The organism is Pedobacter sp. UBA5917 (assembly GCF_002432345.1).
Classification (GTDB): domain Bacteria; phylum Bacteroidota; class Bacteroidia; order Sphingobacteriales; family Sphingobacteriaceae; genus Pedobacter.
Map to the genome: position 1 here is coordinate 1 of NZ_DJDT01000174.1, position 15,234 is coordinate 15,234.

At 38.2% G+C, this 15,234-nt stretch carries 12 protein-coding genes; 3 read left to right on the top strand and 9 right to left on the bottom strand.

Annotated features, from left to right (window positions below; translation table 11 throughout):
* Positions 1-255: 255 nt before the first annotated feature.
* The 3 genes from mtaB to B2V92_RS11050 all read right to left on the bottom strand — a co-directional run bounded on the left by mtaB (position 256) and on the right by B2V92_RS11050 (position 3,383).
* The gene (gene mtaB, locus B2V92_RS11040; RefSeq protein WP_293307820.1) at positions 256-1,578 is read right to left on the bottom strand and encodes a tRNA (N(6)-L-threonylcarbamoyladenosine(37)-C(2))-methylthiotransferase MtaB; all 1,323 of its coding nucleotides are present in this window, start codon (positions 1,576-1,578) and stop codon (positions 256-258) included.
* 180 nt (positions 1,579-1,758) lie between these two features.
* Entirely contained in the window at positions 1,759-2,325 is a 567-nt protein-coding gene (locus B2V92_RS11045; RefSeq protein WP_293307822.1) for a UbiX family flavin prenyltransferase, read from the bottom strand.
* Between the two features lie 422 nt (positions 2,326-2,747).
* Positions 2,748-3,383: a Crp/Fnr family transcriptional regulator gene (locus B2V92_RS11050; RefSeq protein ID WP_293307824.1), complete on the bottom strand. Its 636-nt coding sequence runs from the start codon at positions 3,381-3,383 to the stop codon at positions 2,748-2,750.
* A gap of 290 nt (positions 3,384-3,673) precedes the next feature.
* Between B2V92_RS11050 and B2V92_RS11055 the strand changes: the two genes are divergently transcribed.
* The gene (locus B2V92_RS11055; protein WP_293307826.1) at positions 3,674-5,521 is read left to right on the top strand and encodes a PAS domain-containing sensor histidine kinase; all 1,848 of its coding nucleotides are present in this window, start codon (positions 3,674-3,676) and stop codon (positions 5,519-5,521) included.
* 11 nt (positions 5,522-5,532) lie between these two features.
* Here B2V92_RS11055 and B2V92_RS11060 read toward each other — a convergent pair whose 3' ends face one another.
* Positions 5,533-5,757, bottom strand: coding sequence for a hypothetical protein (locus B2V92_RS11060; RefSeq protein WP_293307828.1), 225 nt, complete (start codon positions 5,755-5,757; stop codon positions 5,533-5,535).
* 376 nt (positions 5,758-6,133) lie between these two features.
* Between B2V92_RS11060 and B2V92_RS11065 the strand changes: the two genes are divergently transcribed.
* Both B2V92_RS11065 and B2V92_RS11070 read left to right on the top strand, forming a co-directional pair.
* The gene (locus tag B2V92_RS11065; protein WP_293307830.1) at positions 6,134-6,334 is read left to right on the top strand and encodes a DUF3606 domain-containing protein; all 201 of its coding nucleotides are present in this window, start codon (positions 6,134-6,136) and stop codon (positions 6,332-6,334) included.
* A 133-nt stretch (positions 6,335-6,467) separates the two neighbouring features.
* A complete protein-coding gene (locus B2V92_RS11070; protein ID WP_293307832.1) occupies positions 6,468-7,100 on the top strand; it encodes a ferritin-like domain-containing protein in 633 nt (210 codons plus the stop codon).
* Between the two features lie 62 nt (positions 7,101-7,162).
* Here the strand turns inward: B2V92_RS11070 and B2V92_RS11075 are convergent, their stop codons facing one another.
* From B2V92_RS11075 to B2V92_RS11095, 5 genes are all read right to left on the bottom strand, one after another.
* Entirely contained in the window at positions 7,163-7,483 is a 321-nt protein-coding gene (locus B2V92_RS11075; protein WP_293307834.1) for a hypothetical protein, read from the bottom strand.
* Positions 7,473-7,604, bottom strand: coding sequence for a hypothetical protein (locus B2V92_RS11080; protein WP_293307836.1), 132 nt, complete (start codon positions 7,602-7,604; stop codon positions 7,473-7,475). The genes B2V92_RS11075 and B2V92_RS11080 overlap by 11 nt, the downstream gene beginning before the upstream one ends.
* Positions 7,605-7,839: 235 nt before the next feature.
* On the bottom strand, positions 7,840-11,301 hold the full coding sequence (locus tag B2V92_RS11085) for a TraB/GumN family protein (protein WP_293307838.1): 3,462 nt from the start codon (positions 11,299-11,301) through the stop codon (positions 7,840-7,842).
* Between the two features lie 163 nt (positions 11,302-11,464).
* Entirely contained in the window at positions 11,465-12,328 is an 864-nt protein-coding gene (locus B2V92_RS11090) for an OmpA family protein (protein WP_293307840.1), read from the bottom strand.
* A gap of 73 nt (positions 12,329-12,401) precedes the next feature.
* Positions 12,402-14,915 carry a beta-L-arabinofuranosidase domain-containing protein gene (locus tag B2V92_RS11095; RefSeq protein ID WP_293307842.1) on the bottom strand — a complete coding sequence of 838 codons (2,514 nt, stop codon included), beginning with the start codon at positions 14,913-14,915 and terminating at the stop codon, positions 12,402-12,404.
* Positions 14,916-15,234 lie beyond the last annotated feature (319 nt).

Sequence of the window (15,234 nt, forward strand, 5' to 3'; positions counted from 1 at the left end):
AAAGATTCTTCACTGCGTTCAGAATGACAAAAAAGTCGTCATCTCGACTGAAACGCAGTGGAATGGAGAGATCTATCTCGAGACAGCTTTCTTGAGTGGAGTCGTCCGCGGCAGATTTCTCCGCTTCGTTGCACTGCGGTCGAAATGACGGTATTTTTTGAAGGATTTGACCTGAAAAAGATCCTTCGACTACGCTCAGGATGACAAACTGTGCAATACAGATTCAGGACTTCAGACTAAAGACTCAGGACTGGATCAATGATGTGCGTAAACCGTTTCGAGTTCAGCAACTTCTACTTCACCATCGGCAGTAATTTCGATCAGTTTAACAGCTTTTAGTTCGTTTACCATCACCGGATCGTATTTGGCACGTACCTTAACATAGTTTTTAGTGAATCCATGCATATAACCCGATTTTTGATCTGCTTCGAAAAGCACTTCAGCTTCGCTGCCAATTTGGGATTCATAAAAAGCCCTGCGTTTTTTATCGGATAAGATATGGAGCATTTTGCTGCGCTCGTTACGCTCGCTACCTGCAACAACACCTTTCATTTCGGCGGCTACGGTTAATTCGCGTTCCGAATAGGTAAATACATGCAGATAAGAAATGTCAAGCTCGTTTAAAAACTGATAGGTATCCAGAAAATCTTCTTTGGTTTCGCCTGGAAAACCAACAATTACATCTACACCGATACAGCAGTGCGGCATTACCTCTTTAATCTTCGCAACACGTTCTACATATAAGTCGCGGCGGTAACGACGGCGCATTAAGCCTAAAATTTTATCTGAGCCAGACTGTAGAGGAATATGGAAATGTGGTACAAATCTTTTTGAAGTGGAAACGAATTCAATGATTTCGTTACTCAAAAGATTTGGTTCTATTGACGAAATGCGGATCCTTTCGATTCCTTCCACTTCATCCAATGCTTTAACAAGATCGAAAAATTTATCTTCACGCTCGCCGTTACGAATACCGAAATCGCCGAGGTTTACACCCGTTAGTACAATTTCCTTTACACCACTTTCGGCGATCATTTTTGCACGGTTAACCACATTTTCAATGGTATCGCTACGGCTTGCACCACGCGCCAAAGGAATGGTGCAGTAGGTACAAGGGTAATCGCAGCCATCCTGTACTTTTAAGAAAGTACGTGTTCTGTCGCCTATTGAATAAGAAGCGATAAAATTATGGTTTACCTTTTCGATATTCTGCTGGTGAACCATTGCTTTAGGCTGTTTGGTTAAATCGGTAATGTACTCTACAATCCTGAATTTTTCTGCAGCACCCAAAACCATGTCAACACCTTCAATCTCTGCAATTTCCTGTGGTTTTAACTGCGCATAACATCCAACTATGGTTACAAATGCATTGGGCGAATATTTTAAAGCCTCTTTAACCACCTTGCGGCATTTTTTATCGGCATGCTCGGTAACAGAGCAGGTATTGATCACATAAACATCGGCCTGATCCTGAAATTCTACCACAGCATAACCTGCATCGGTAAATAAGCGACCGATGGTTGAGGTTTCAGAGAAATTGAGTTTACAACCTAATGTATAAAATGCGACCTTTTTCATTGAGCCTGCAAAGATAAGAATTTTGTTCGGAGTTAGGAGCCAGAAGCTGTCATAGTACACAAATTACAGTGTATCAACAAAAGATGAGTTTTGAATTTGGCGTTTTGAGGTTGGACAACTAACATACTATTTGACAGTTTCACCCAAACTCCCAACTCAAAACTCCAAGCTCAAAATAAACTATTCATTCCATCGATAACTTTCCTGCTCAAAACCTGCCAGATCCAATACCCTGCTGATTACTGTAGCGGCAACTTCTTCAATGGTTTTGGGCAAACTGTAAAAAGATGGATTTGCCGGACAGATAATCCCCCCTGCTTCGGTTACAGTTTTCATGTTATTGATGTGGATAAGGCTAAAAGGTGTATCCCTGACTACAGCAATCAGTTTTCTGCGTTCTTTCAGTACCACATCTGCAGCCCTCGAAATCAGGTCGTTCGATATACCATGAGCAATACGCCCCAAAGTACCCATGGAGCAGGGAGCGATAATCATGGTATCGTATTTTGCCGATCCTGAAGCAAAAGGTGCATTAAAATCATTTTTATTGTAAAAAGTGAAGTCTTTAAAACCGTTGTAATTTTGATTGCCCAACTCGAACTGCCAAACCTCTTTTGCATTATCGCTCATTACCACGCCCACCGCTTCGATCTGATCTTTTAAAACAGTAAGCTGATCGAACAAAACCTTGGCATAAATGGCCCCACTGGCCCCTGTAACGGCAACAATCACTTTCTTTTTTATCATGGAACAAAAATAGGTTTTCTGGAGGGATTAAAAACAAAAAAGGGCCAGAACATTGTTCTGACCCTACATCTACCTATGAAAAACATACCCTCGAAAGGGTAAGAACAAATATATATAAATTTTTAAAAAAATATAAGCCTTAAATGTTAAATCGTGCAAATGACGCGCTTTATTGACAAACAAATTACAACTACCTGATTAACAGTCAAATAATTTTCAATAAAAACACCAAAAAACTATTTTAATGGGTAAAACCTAAGTATTTCAAATAACAATTCGAGACAAAATGTATTACAAATCAGTCGGTTTTACTAAACCAAGGCATACATTTTATTTTTTTGCTACTCATTTATAGCATTTAGGTTTACAATTTTTTGATATTAAAATAACAAATGGAGCGGTATAATTATACCTATAAAATCTTACTCGGTAAACTGCAAAGCCAATTTAGACCTGATCCTACTTAAAGTTTCCAATCGCATGCAGAGAAAAGAAGCAATGTATTTTAACGGAACCCTGTTTATCAGTTCGGGATACGAGCGGGTAAAACGTAAGTACCTTTTTTCTGCCGATTGTAAACGTGATATAAGTGCCCTCTCGCAGGCCTGCAGGTAGTGGAGCTGCGTCATTTTTCGGCTTACATAGTTTACAATGTGGTAATTGAGGTATAAAAGTTTCGACATGGTGTACGGGATGGCTATAGCCACCACATCTTCAAGTGCCTGTACGTACTCTTCTGAAGGTTCGTTTTCATCCCAGAAATTACTTACGTTGCCCACAAACTCTTTCTCTTTTGCAATCCAGGTGGTTATTTCCTGATTATCTTCTTTCATATAGCCCCTCACAATGCCATTTAAAATAAGGTATGTACACTTATCACGGTGAAGTGGCGATGTAATAAATTTATTTTTTTTAAAGTTGACGGGAAAAGTATGGCTATTGATGATGAACTCTATTTCTGGTGTTAAATCGTGGAACGTTCTGTAAACGTTGATCAATGGCGAATATCCATTAAAAGGTAGCCACTTATCTTCTAAATAAATGTTTTCGGGACTCATGTTTTATCTATTGTGTAACTGCAAACTAACCGCCAAAAAAATGGACGGCAAACGAAAATATTATCTACCTGTTTCTGAAACACAGAACCAGTAAAAATGTTTAGCCAAAAATTAATTTTATTTATAAAAATAAGTACTCTTACTATTATTAAGCCTGTATATAATGAATTTTACATGTTTTTTTTTGCTAATTAATACATTTTTGCAGCCTAAATATTATGCAACCATAGCAATCCTATTGTCAGTTAGCGTCTTAAAGATTATATTTGGTTAAGTGTCAACCAAATTTTATGATCGATCTAAGCTCTTCATTCTTAAAGGCATTATTAAAACATTCTAAATCACCCTTAGTTATTTTTAAGATAAAACCCGTATTGGTGGTTGTAGAACATAATGATGCCTACCAGGCTTTAATAGAGCGGATTGGGGGGAGTTTAAAATTTTATGATATTGATGTGATCCCGAACCTATTATCGAACCGGGAAAAGGATCTCTTAATAAAAACAGTAAACAAAGTAAGCGAGCTAAAAGTAAATGCCACTTTAATTATCCATCCTATTTATTCCAATTCGCCAAATGTAAAATGGGAGCTTGAATTTTCGCCGGTACTGCATGGAGAGAATCAGGCAGACTATATTATTTGCTCACTGAAAGAAATCCCGGTCAACGAAAATGACCTGGAAAGTATTTTATTTGAACTTTCGGAAAGTGAAGCAAGGTTTAGGGGCTTTTTTGAGCAGGCTCCATTGGGTATGTGCGTGCTGAGGGGTCGGGATCTGATTACCGAATATGCAAATGATAATATCTTAAAGATCTGGGGCAAAACCAGAAAAGAAATAATAGGCATTGCCCAGGAGGAAGCTAGACAGGAACTTGGTTTACAAAAACAGATTTTAAGCCGTGTAAAAGACATCTTTAAAACCGGTGAGCCGCTTACACTGAACGAGCTCAAAATATCCACACCGATTTCTGATGGTTATTACATAGCCATGTACCAGCCCTTAAAAAATGACAAAAACGAGGTAACGCGGATTTTGGTCATTATTAAGGATATTACGGAGCAGGTAAACTTTAAAAAAGAACTGCTTAAAGCAAAAGATATACTGAAAATAGCCATGGATGCCTCGGAAATGGGCTCATGGAATATCGATATCGAAAGCAAAAAAGTCCTCCTTTCGGAAAGGGCCAAACAGATTTACGAACTGGAAAGCAACAAACTGGATCTCGATGAAGCCAAATCGCTGATCAATCCGGAGAATTTATCATTTCTCACCAGCAGTATCAGGAAAGCACTGCACAATAGGGATGCCTTTAACATAGAATACCAGATTAATTTAAAGGGGCCAAAACATAAAACCAAATGGTTAAGAACGGCCGGTAAAGCTTATTATAACGAACAGGGAAAGGGTGTTTATATTGCAGGGGCAGTACTGGATATTACAGAGCATAAACAGGATGAGATCAGGAAAAATGATTTTATAGGAATGGTGAGCCACGAGCTTAAAACACCTCTAACCGCGCTGAATGCTTATGTACAGCTTCTACAGTTTAAACTGAAAGAGACCGAAAACGACTTTACCACAGAAACACTGAACAAAATTAATGTCCAGCTTAAAAGGATGTCGTTGATGATCGATGGTTTTCTGAATGTTTCATTGCTGGAATCGGGCAAGATCCAATTGCATAAAATTGATTTCGACCTGGTAGAGCTGATCCAGATCATTGCCGAAGAAAACAGGGTTATTTTGCCAAGTCATTTTATTCAGGTAATCGGAACAGATGGGATGATGGTAAATGCCGACCGTGAGAAAATCGGGAATGTGGTAAACAACCTGATCAGCAATGCAGCTAAATACTCTAAAAAGGAATCGTTTATTGCCATAAAATGCGAAAAAAGAAAAGGAGAACTTGTAGTTAGTGTAGAAGACGAGGGCATCGGGATTAAAGAAAGTAATATCCCTAAACTATTCGACAGGTTTTTCCGCGTTGAAAGTCCAGTTACACAAACCATTGCCGGATTTGGCGTTGGTTTGTACATCTGTGCCGAAGTAATTGAAAGGCATAAGGGAAAAATCTGGGCAGAGAGCAGGTATGGCGAGGGATCAACCTTTTACTTCAGTTTGCCCACAGCAGAATAAATTGTTATTGCTTACACAGCATGAACCAGTTCTTTTTCTCTCTGTATCTCAATGCTCATGGCCGAAAGCCCCTGTGCCGTTAACTGTATCTCGAAAGTTACTTTTAAATTCAGCTCGATGTAACCGGCCACGGTATCTAAACGGAACTGAATATCCTGGTTATTCTCGTCCATAATAATTCCAATGCCACGCTCAATATCAATCAGGATAATTTCACCCCTCCTTTTGTCATTCATATAAATCGGTAAAAAAACTCAGCAATTATAAGCAAAATACGTAGGATTAAAAATACACAAAGTAAAATATACCTACAACATTTAGCTATACTAAAACGTTTTTTAATAATCTCATACTTACTTTTATCATTTCTTGTTATTTGTCAATAAAAAAACAATCTGAAATCATTTTCACAGCTTGGTAAATTCAGAACGGCGGGTAGTTTTTAAGAATTAGCTACATTTTTCCATATTAAAACAATAGAATTAATAGATTATTATGTTATTCATTTTAACCATCTGCTTTACAGATTGTTAATAAACAATAAAAACATTATATTTACAAAACAAAAGCAGGATTGCAATTGTTATTCACCTTATCTAATCATCCCCGACCATGAAAACCTTCAATCAAACCACAGGCATTAAAGAAGAAATTATCCTATTATCTGAAGAAACCGATCGTAATTACTGGGCAAACCGCCTGGGTGTGAGTTGCGAAGTATTAAAATCGGCTGTAAGGGCAACCAGAAGCATTACCTTAAACCAGATTACGGCTTATTTAAACCAACATAAGAACACGGTAAGCGTTTCCTGATCATTTCTTGCCTCTCTTTCAATTAAATTTGACCGTTCTGGGTTTCCTGACAATCTTTTTGTATTTAAACGAGATTGTTTAAACCTTTTGGTGAAAGCCATGGTTCTTTAAATACAATTAAAGAATTATAACTATGGCTACCACAACAAAAACAGGAACAAAATCTGCTGCTACAAAAGCAAGTACAACAGACAAAGCATCAGATGTAAAATCTACGTCTTCTGTAAACTTAAAATCAACGGCTAAGCCACAAAACAAAACCGGCAAAATGGAAGATTCAGAATTCCATCAGTTTTTTATTGATGAGTTAAAAGACATTTACTGGGCTGAAAAACACCTGGCGAAAGCTTTACCAAAAATGAAAAAAGCGGCAACAAGTAGCGAACTAGCAGCAGCATTTGATAAACATACTGCTGAAACCGAAAGCCATATTGAAACATTGGATCAGATTTTCGCCTTAATGGATGAGAAAGCTGTGGCCAAAAAGTGTGACGCCATGGCGGGTTTGCTGGAAGAAGCCAACGGAATTATTGAAGAAACTGACAAAGGAACCATGATCCGTGATGCGGGATTAATTTTAGCTGCACAAAAAGTAGAACATTATGAAATTGCTACTTATGGAACCTTAAAAGTTTTTGCCGAAAACATGGGGCATACTGAAGTTGCTAATTTATTGGGGCAAACACTGGAAAATGAAAAAGCTACAGACGTTTCTTTAACCGAAATTGCAGAAAGCTTTGTAAATGAGGAAGCAGCATCTGAATAAAAATCATTTGACCGAAAAAAAGGTCCAATTTTTAAATTTTGGACCTTTTTTATATATGATTACTAATGTTTTAACCTTAACACACAATAAGCTAACAAATTTGTAGATTCTTTTGAAATTTTCTTACTACCCAAACTATTTTTTATATGACCTACGGCGTTTTCGAGTTTACCTTCTAAAAGGTCCAGCATTAGCATCATATTTTCCGGCGCTATAGTTATGGATAATAGGGGGTAATATTTATTCTCGAGATCTTTTTTCTGGCTGTTCGTTGCCAAATCCAATGTCCATTCTTCGTTTGCAGAAAAGCCATATTCGTGCCTGGTATTGTTGAGTTCGTACAAAAAAACCTTTGCCTGAACTTTAGCATCGTTACTTACCATTTTTACCCGGCTTTTTGGCAAAAGGATCAATTTCTGTTTTTGCCGATTTACCTTTTCCCGACTGATAATCTGACGGTGTCTTCTTGTTTACGCTCACTTCTTTCTTTTTGTCTCTACTCATGATGTTAAATGTTTATTTTAAGTAAGACCAATCATCATTGCATAAACAATTCGGTGACCGGAATCAAGGAATACTCATCTAAATAAAGATATTAGAGTACCATAATGGTATATCAGTGAGAGAAAGGATTTGGGGTTATAGAACCGATATAATCAAATATACATTATAAAACATTTAAAATTGTCATAGAAACATAGTTATCGGTACAACTTATGCTAAATATTTCGATTGGGCCTTACTCCTCTTCCAAAGCCTTGATCAATGCTTTAGCCTGTGTTAGCCAATCATCGCTTTTTACTTCGAAATCGCTATAACAATTATATTCTTTTAAGGTAATTTTATCACTTTTAGGATCAAAAGAACCGCAAACGCCAATAAATGTTTTTTTCTCCTCCTCGCCTGCGTAAACAAATTCGAATGCATAGTAATTTTTTCCGTTAACCTCAATTTTATCCAATAAAGTAATGGTTTGAGGGTAATCATTTTCTTCTCCCAGATAATTGTAAAGCATCAGTTTTGCAATTTCATCATGCTTTTTGTATTTCGCCGGCACTTTATCCAGTTTTTTAACATCATCAAAGGCCGATAATATATCGTAACGGGTTGAAAGGCTATCTAACTGCGCATCCAACAGTTTTTGATCGATAGGCAAATTTGCTTTTATCCTGGTGCCCACTGCCTGGGTAGTGATGTAAGAAAGGCTATCGGCAATTATTTTTTGGGTAAAAACATCGGTTAAATTGGGCAAATCAAGAGCCGGTAAAATATTCAGATAAGCATAAATTGAGCTTGGATCTCTATTTTCAGTATCCGTTAAATAGGTATTTAGATCGGTTAATGCGGTAGCGGTTATTTTATCCCTGTTACTTTTAACCTGCGCTAAATATTTAGCCCTGTTTTTTTCATTTAGCATATCAGAAACCACATCGAGCACGTTGGCACGGTACCGGGATTTATTTTTTAAGGCTAAAACCTGATCAAAGTTTTTGGAAACGAAAGCCAATGAATCATTTAAAGGCTTAAAAATGGTCCAGTAATTTTGCAGGTTAAGCGCTTTATTATCCGATAGGCTTTTCAGGTACCATCCATATTGGGTAGAGTCAACACCTACCACTTCGGCTAGAGCCCTAGCGCGTAAAATATCGGGGTTTTTAAGGTCCGCGAACAACTCTTTTAATGTAGGAACACTTTTCTGTTTCTGCAATACGCTTAACCACCTGATCAACCTTACCCTTACCCCGTTTGTGGTGGTATCATCTGCATATTTAAGTTTTAATGCTGCAGTAATCAAAGGTATTTCGGTTTTATCAAATTCGTAGTAAGACAATGCGCCAAATGCAGGATTAAACACCAGAGAATCTTTACTTTTCAGGTCGTCGAACAACATTTTTGCTTTAGAAGCAGTGATATCAAAAGGTTTTGAGGCAGCGGTTAAGGTTGATTGGTTAAAAAAAGCATCGGTAAGCTTGCTTTCCAATTCCTCTTTGGTGCACATTACGCCCATGTAATGGAAACGGTTATCATTGATCCAGATTTTCACCTTTCTTTCTAATCCCGCAGCACTATCGGTATAGGTAAAAATTTTAGCTTTCGATTTACCCATCATTACATCTTCGGTTTTTCGGATGGTATCAGTTTCTTTTTTGATCCCTTCCACTATTTTAAGGTAAAAAGAATCCACTTTTAAGATCTTGGCATATTTACTGAGGTTCCCGGTTTCGAAAGCATAAAGGCTGCCAGAATTCCTATTGAGCGAATAATATGTTTTATTGTTGCTTAAAATAGAGGTATGGTCTTTTTCGGCTGCTGCTTCGGCTTCAACCGGTTTACCAGGTGTAAATACTTTTAAATCTTCTACCTGATATGGATTAATATTGCCCTCCTGGTATTTTTCCGGTTTAAACGCACCAAAAAAATCATCGCCATTTAATTTATCGGCACTTACACCATTCTGCATCATCAACAGATAGGTGCGGTTTCCCCTTAAAAATACCTGTATTTTTACATAGGTTCCCTGCATAAGCATTTCTACTTCCCTTCCCTCTAAACCTTCTTTAAAAATGGTTTTCACCTCTCCTGTAATTTTACCACCGCTTTTCTGCATCTGTTTTATGGTACCGTTAAATACAGTTTCCTTATCAGACACATACATGCCTTCGGGGAAATCGTTGTATTTGAACAGGTAACTTATGTTCTTGACCTTATCCAGCATGGTATAAACATTCATCACATAAGGAGAAGCAGGAAAACTAGGATTAGGCACTTCTTTGATTAATTCTTCGGGCTGCATTGGGATTTTCAAACTGAAAGCCCCTACTGCATGTTTGTAATCAGCCCAGTTACTGCTTTTTGAAGAAATGGCATCGCCGATCTTAAATGATGAAATAAACCTTTCTACAAAAGCTTCATGTAGATTATTATTTTGATTTTCGACACTGATGGTGTATAACGTATTGTTTTTATACAGCAGAATGGCTCTTGTAAATTTATTGTTTATCTGCATTTCTACATCTAAACCGGTGCCACCAAATCTGCTTTCACTTTTTTTACCCAACAACTTTACATCACCATCTGTATAGTTTTTTAAAACCGTATCGAGGTATTGCTTTGGCGATACTTTATCCAGCGGACCGACATAAGCAGAGGTAAAGGTGTATAAAACATCAGTGATGAGATCGGTACAGGTTAACGCTTTCCCAACAATCTTGTTGACCACAAAAGGCTGCGCCGGAAATTCGATTTCGAAATTATCGGCAACATCTTTATATTTTACCCAGTCTATTTTAACATAATCGATCTTAAAGGATTTTGCCAGTCCTGTAAAACCGGCCTTCACTGCGCGCAAAGTATATCCCTGCTGCTTTAAAAGATTAATAATACCCTTTTCACCAGGCAAATGCGCTGCGCCTACAGCTATAAACATGTTGTTCGATCCGATCAGCTTTGTTATGCCATTAGCCATCACTTTATTCCTGTCAACAAGGTCTAACTGATCTTTATCTGCTTCATTTAAAAAAGCTGAAATCTCATCCAGGTTACCTTTGGCATAAATATTTATCATTTTTTCGAAGCTTTCGGCCTCGGCTTCTTCATCTACATCGAACAGGGCAGCGATCTTTTGATCATCTCCATATAAAAGTTTAACCTGATCTTCCGGTTTCTCCAAACCATAAATATCTTTTTTCATCATTTTTGCCATTCCGTACAGGTAGGCATCCATGAAAGTCTGCATGTCGTCTTTCTTTGAAAAGCTGGGTTTCATTAAAGAGGAAACCAGAATAGGATTATCAAGCAGTGCAGAATCGGGTTTATAACCATTTTTGGCCCTGAACCGTTTAATCAGTTCAGCGGTTTGTTCTGCTGTAATCAGCTTGGTGATTTTCCCCTTATTTTTTGCTCCGATACTGTTTGCATAAATAGATTTTACCAGCGAATCGGGATGGATTTCGAGTACGAAACCAGTACTGGCCTGAATGGCTTTTATTACCGAATCGCTAAAATTAAAGGCACGGCGGTCTTTAACGTGCATAGAACCGAAAATATAGGATGGTTTTGCCATACCTTTTCCGGAAATTTCCCATAATAAATTATAATTCGGATTGTTTTGCTGTGAAAAACCTTTAAAAGTAACTGCAGCTAAGGATAACAGCAGAAAAAGAACCTTTGGATAGTGCCCAAAAGAGAAAGAAGACTTCATAAAGAATGGAGCGTTAATAAATAAAGCCACAAGATACAGAATTTTCTTTTCCCCTTATAAAACTTCAATAAATTTCATAAATACCCCAAAAAAGGCCTCTATTAAAAATAAAAAAGGGCCGGAGAATTAATCCCGGCCCCTGTATTTTGTTATAATCGACAGTTTATTTTTGTGATTGCTCCGGAGCTTTTCCGATCAGATCCATAAACTGATCCAACTTAGGGGTAATAATGATCTGAGTACGTCTGTTTTTAGCTTTTCCGCCTGCAGTAGTATTATCAGCAATCGGATTAAACTCACCACGGCCACCGGCAGTTAAACGTTTAGGATCAACAGCATACTTGGTTTGCAATACCTGCACCACAGATGAAGCACGTAAAGCACTTAAATCCCAGTTGTTGCGGATATTGGTTTGCGTAATCGGCACATTATCGGTATTACCTTCAATCAATACGTCATAAGTATCGTAATCTTTGATGATTTTTGCGATTTTACTTAATGTTTCGCCTGCTTTATCAGAAACCTCATAACTACCTGATTTATAAAGCATATTATCAGCTAAAGAGATATAAACCACACCTTTTAATACCTGTACGTCAACATCGCCAAGTTCTTCCCTGCTTAACGAACGGGTTAAATTATTGGTTAACACCATATTAAGCGAATCGCTTTTGTTTTTGGCATTTACCAGCTGTTTGATGTATTTATTCGAACTGTTAATCTCATCAACCAGTTTTGAAATGTTAACATTACCCTGGCTGCTTGAGTTTAAACATTTATTTAAAGCATCCTGTAGTGCTGTTACGTTTGCCCTTTCTGATGCAATCTGTTCTTCCAAACTTTTTACCCTGCTGGTGCTTCCGCTCAGTTCGCGTTGGCTATCCTGGTATTTATTGCTTAATTCCTGATTTCTTTCTCTGAGTTTTGCATAAGTATCCTGGAGTTCAGCATACTTTTTATTGCTTACACAACCGGTGGCAAGCGCAAGACCAAAAAGCATTATGGGGATTGATCTGTAAAATTTCATAATCTTATTTTTTTAATTGCTAATACGTTAACAAATTTCTTGCCGTAAAGTTTAATCCCCACTATAATCAATGTTAAAAAGCGTTAATCTTTACCGAATCGAAGCTGGCGAGTGCTTTATATGCCCTTAATCCTATGCTGCCCGATTGGTACTGGCCATCGGTAGCAGAGAGAACAGGTTTTGCCGATCCATTGATAAAAATATCAAATTTATCGCCTTTTGCAACTATTTTAAGGGTGTACATTTTATTCATTTCAACAGGATATTTTGCAGCGCTCAGCACAATCCATTTCTGATCACTTGCTTTGCCCAACTGTACCGTTCCATCTACCTGGTTTAGACCTACATAATAACCTTTATAAGCATCCGGACCTATGGCCGGATTGGAAACCCTGAACATTAAACCCGCATCGCCGGCAGTGTTAATTTTTACATCGGCCTGGTAGGTGAAATCTTTAAAATCGGTTCCATTAGCTACATACTTAGATCCGTTGATTCCATATCCGCCTGAGCCAGCGTTAGAGGCCGAATTAACCTGTCCATCTTTCCAGAACCAGCCGCCGCCATAAAAGACCCAGTTGGTAGCCATTCCATTGTCAAAATTCTCGATAAGGCTTTTATCTGCTTTTTTAGGCTGCCCGATTACAGGAAAACAGCTTAACCGGATATTTTCTGAGCCATAAGGTACCAAAGTAATCTCCTCGTCCTTTTCGTTTGAGGCAACAGGACTGAACGGCACGTCAAAAGCAGCCACTTTATTATACCCTAAACCCCACGAAGGTATTTTTTTGCCCTGAAGTTTTAATTTAACCGGAGATTGTGCTGCGATAAATGGATTTTCTGTCATAGCAGATTTTACCACCTTAACTGAGCTATTTAAATTTCCCTTTCCCAATGAGAGCCCATAGTTCCATGGTGATGCCGGACGGATTTCATAATCGGTAAAACCTGCAACAGGATGTGTTTTGGTTACTTTATTTTCTGCTTTAATTTCTAACGCATAAACAATTGGTCCGCGGGATACACTTACCGAATTATTTACCTGCATCTGGGTAGCTACCTGCATTGGGAAGTTAAGTTCCAGTTGATCTCCATTTTTCCATTCACGGGCGATGGTGAACATTTCTCCGGCTTTTATGCCTGTTAATAAGTTTCCATTTAATTTTACGCTAGGTTTAACGCTCCATGTAGGGATTCTTAGTACCAATGGAAATGATGTTGATGCAGCAAGACCAACTTTTAATTTAATCTGCTCTTCGAAAGGATAATTGGTTTCTTCGGTAATTTTTACTTTTTTATTCCCGGCCACCAATGTTTCTATTTCCATCGGGCCATAGGTAATAACAGCCAAACCCCGATCTGGTGTGGCCACTACGCTGCTTTTTACAAAATAAGGCCAGCCCATATGCATGTTATAGCGGCAACAACCATAGCCGGAATATGGACTGGAAACAATACCAGAGCCATAATCCTGATTAAAACCATGTTCGCCATGCACACTTTGCACCTGATTTGGCAAAGTATAATATGAATGGTTTTTAAAATCCCTGCTGAATTGGGCAGGTAATGCATTAAATGCCACTTTTTCGAGCTGATCGCCGATTTCGGCCTGGTGGATTACTTTGGCAGCGGTTTCCAGGCTCTGCATCCATTCTACCACGGTACAGGTTTCAACACCTTCTATACTACTGGTACCAGCAAGAAATTCGGTTCCTGAGCCCAAGCCTTCCGGCTGACCATGATCGTGCATAATGTGTTGTATTCCTTTTAAAAGGGCATCGCGATTGGCAGGCGAATCGTTCAGTTGGGCATAAACTACCGGGAACTTTAATGCCTGCGCCACATTAACCATATGTTTAGGCTGAAAATCATCGCCATAAAAGTAAAACCCGTTATTGGTATAAATATCAATCCAGGGATAAGCCTGTTGTTTTAATTTTTCGACCAGTTTTAGCAGATCCTGATCGCCGGTTTTATTGTAAAGCCAAATGGCAATTTCCATATTATCTCCAGCCCTTGATTTGCCCCATTCTTTTAAGGGATCGGCATCGAGATTGGCCAGTTCATATTTAAAATATTTTGAGAGAAATGGGATTACCCTTTTGTCGTTTGTAGCTTCATAATAACTCTGTAGCGCATACATCATGGGCATGCGTGGCCACCAGTCTTTCATTTTTGGCGGACCGAACAGGCCGTTAGCTTGTTGGTTGTTTAAAGTCCAATCGATGTATTTCTGCGCCTTGGCTTTAAGTCCGGCATCATCCAGGGTATATGCAAGTGCCACCAAACCTTTAACATAATAAGGTACCCGCTCCCATCCGTTTCCATCGCCACCAAGCCAATCGGTATTTTTACCGAGGTTATCTTTTTCAGGATACAGTTCTTCGGCCATGCCTGTAGCTCCATCGCGCTGTTGTTCGAGCTGTTTTAACAACCAGCCTTTGGCTTTAATGCTGCCTAAGGGCAACTGAACATAAACCTGTTGTTTTAATGGTGCTTTATTAAATTCGGTTAAATTTTGTGCCTGTAAATGTTGGATGGATAAGCCTGAAATCAGGAAACATAAGGGTACTGCTATTCTCTTCATAAAGTGATTATTGGTTAGATAATTATTTTATAAAACTAACAAATATGAATGAATAATAAAACGTTTTACTAAAGATCAGAAAAATGAATCAACAGACTAAATATCAAATCAATAACAGAGATTTTCGCTTAATTTTTCAAACTACCACAAAGTGATCCTCATCACAACAGTATACTTATTACAAATACACTCTGCTCTCAATAAAATTCGATTGTATAAATAAATAGAATATATGTTTTTTCCGCTCCTATGCAGCGGGGCATGGTACTTTGGAGCGCCAAAGTACCCAAAGCGCTTTGTCAATCCAGCAATGTGCTTT

Coding starts and splice junctions, on each gene's coding strand:
- B2V92_RS11080 (WP_293307836.1), bottom strand. CDS start 7,604: ATGAGTAGAGACAAAAAGAAAGAAGTGAGCGTAAACAAGAAGACACCG.
- mtaB (WP_293307820.1), bottom strand. CDS start 1,578: ATGAAAAAGGTCGCATTTTATACATTAGGTTGTAAACTCAATTTCTCT.
- B2V92_RS11050 (WP_293307824.1), bottom strand. CDS start 3,383: ATGAGTCCCGAAAACATTTATTTAGAAGATAAGTGGCTACCTTTTAAT.
- B2V92_RS11085 (WP_293307838.1), bottom strand. CDS start 11,301: ATGAAGTCTTCTTTCTCTTTTGGGCACTATCCAAAGGTTCTTTTTCTG.
- B2V92_RS11095 (WP_293307842.1), bottom strand. CDS start 14,915: ATGAAGAGAATAGCAGTACCCTTATGTTTCCTGATTTCAGGCTTATCC.
- B2V92_RS11075 (WP_293307834.1), bottom strand. CDS start 7,483: ATGGTAAGTAACGATGCTAAAGTTCAGGCAAAGGTTTTTTTGTACGAA.
- B2V92_RS11045 (WP_293307822.1), bottom strand. CDS start 2,325: ATGATAAAAAAGAAAGTGATTGTTGCCGTTACAGGGGCCAGTGGGGCC.
- B2V92_RS11065 (WP_293307830.1), top strand. CDS start 6,134: ATGAAAACCTTCAATCAAACCACAGGCATTAAAGAAGAAATTATCCTA.
- B2V92_RS11055 (WP_293307826.1), top strand. CDS start 3,674: ATGATCGATCTAAGCTCTTCATTCTTAAAGGCATTATTAAAACATTCT.
- B2V92_RS11090 (WP_293307840.1), bottom strand. CDS start 12,328: ATGAAATTTTACAGATCAATCCCCATAATGCTTTTTGGTCTTGCGCTT.
- B2V92_RS11060 (WP_293307828.1), bottom strand. CDS start 5,757: ATGAATGACAAAAGGAGGGGTGAAATTATCCTGATTGATATTGAGCGT.
- B2V92_RS11070 (WP_293307832.1), top strand. CDS start 6,468: ATGGCTACCACAACAAAAACAGGAACAAAATCTGCTGCTACAAAAGCA.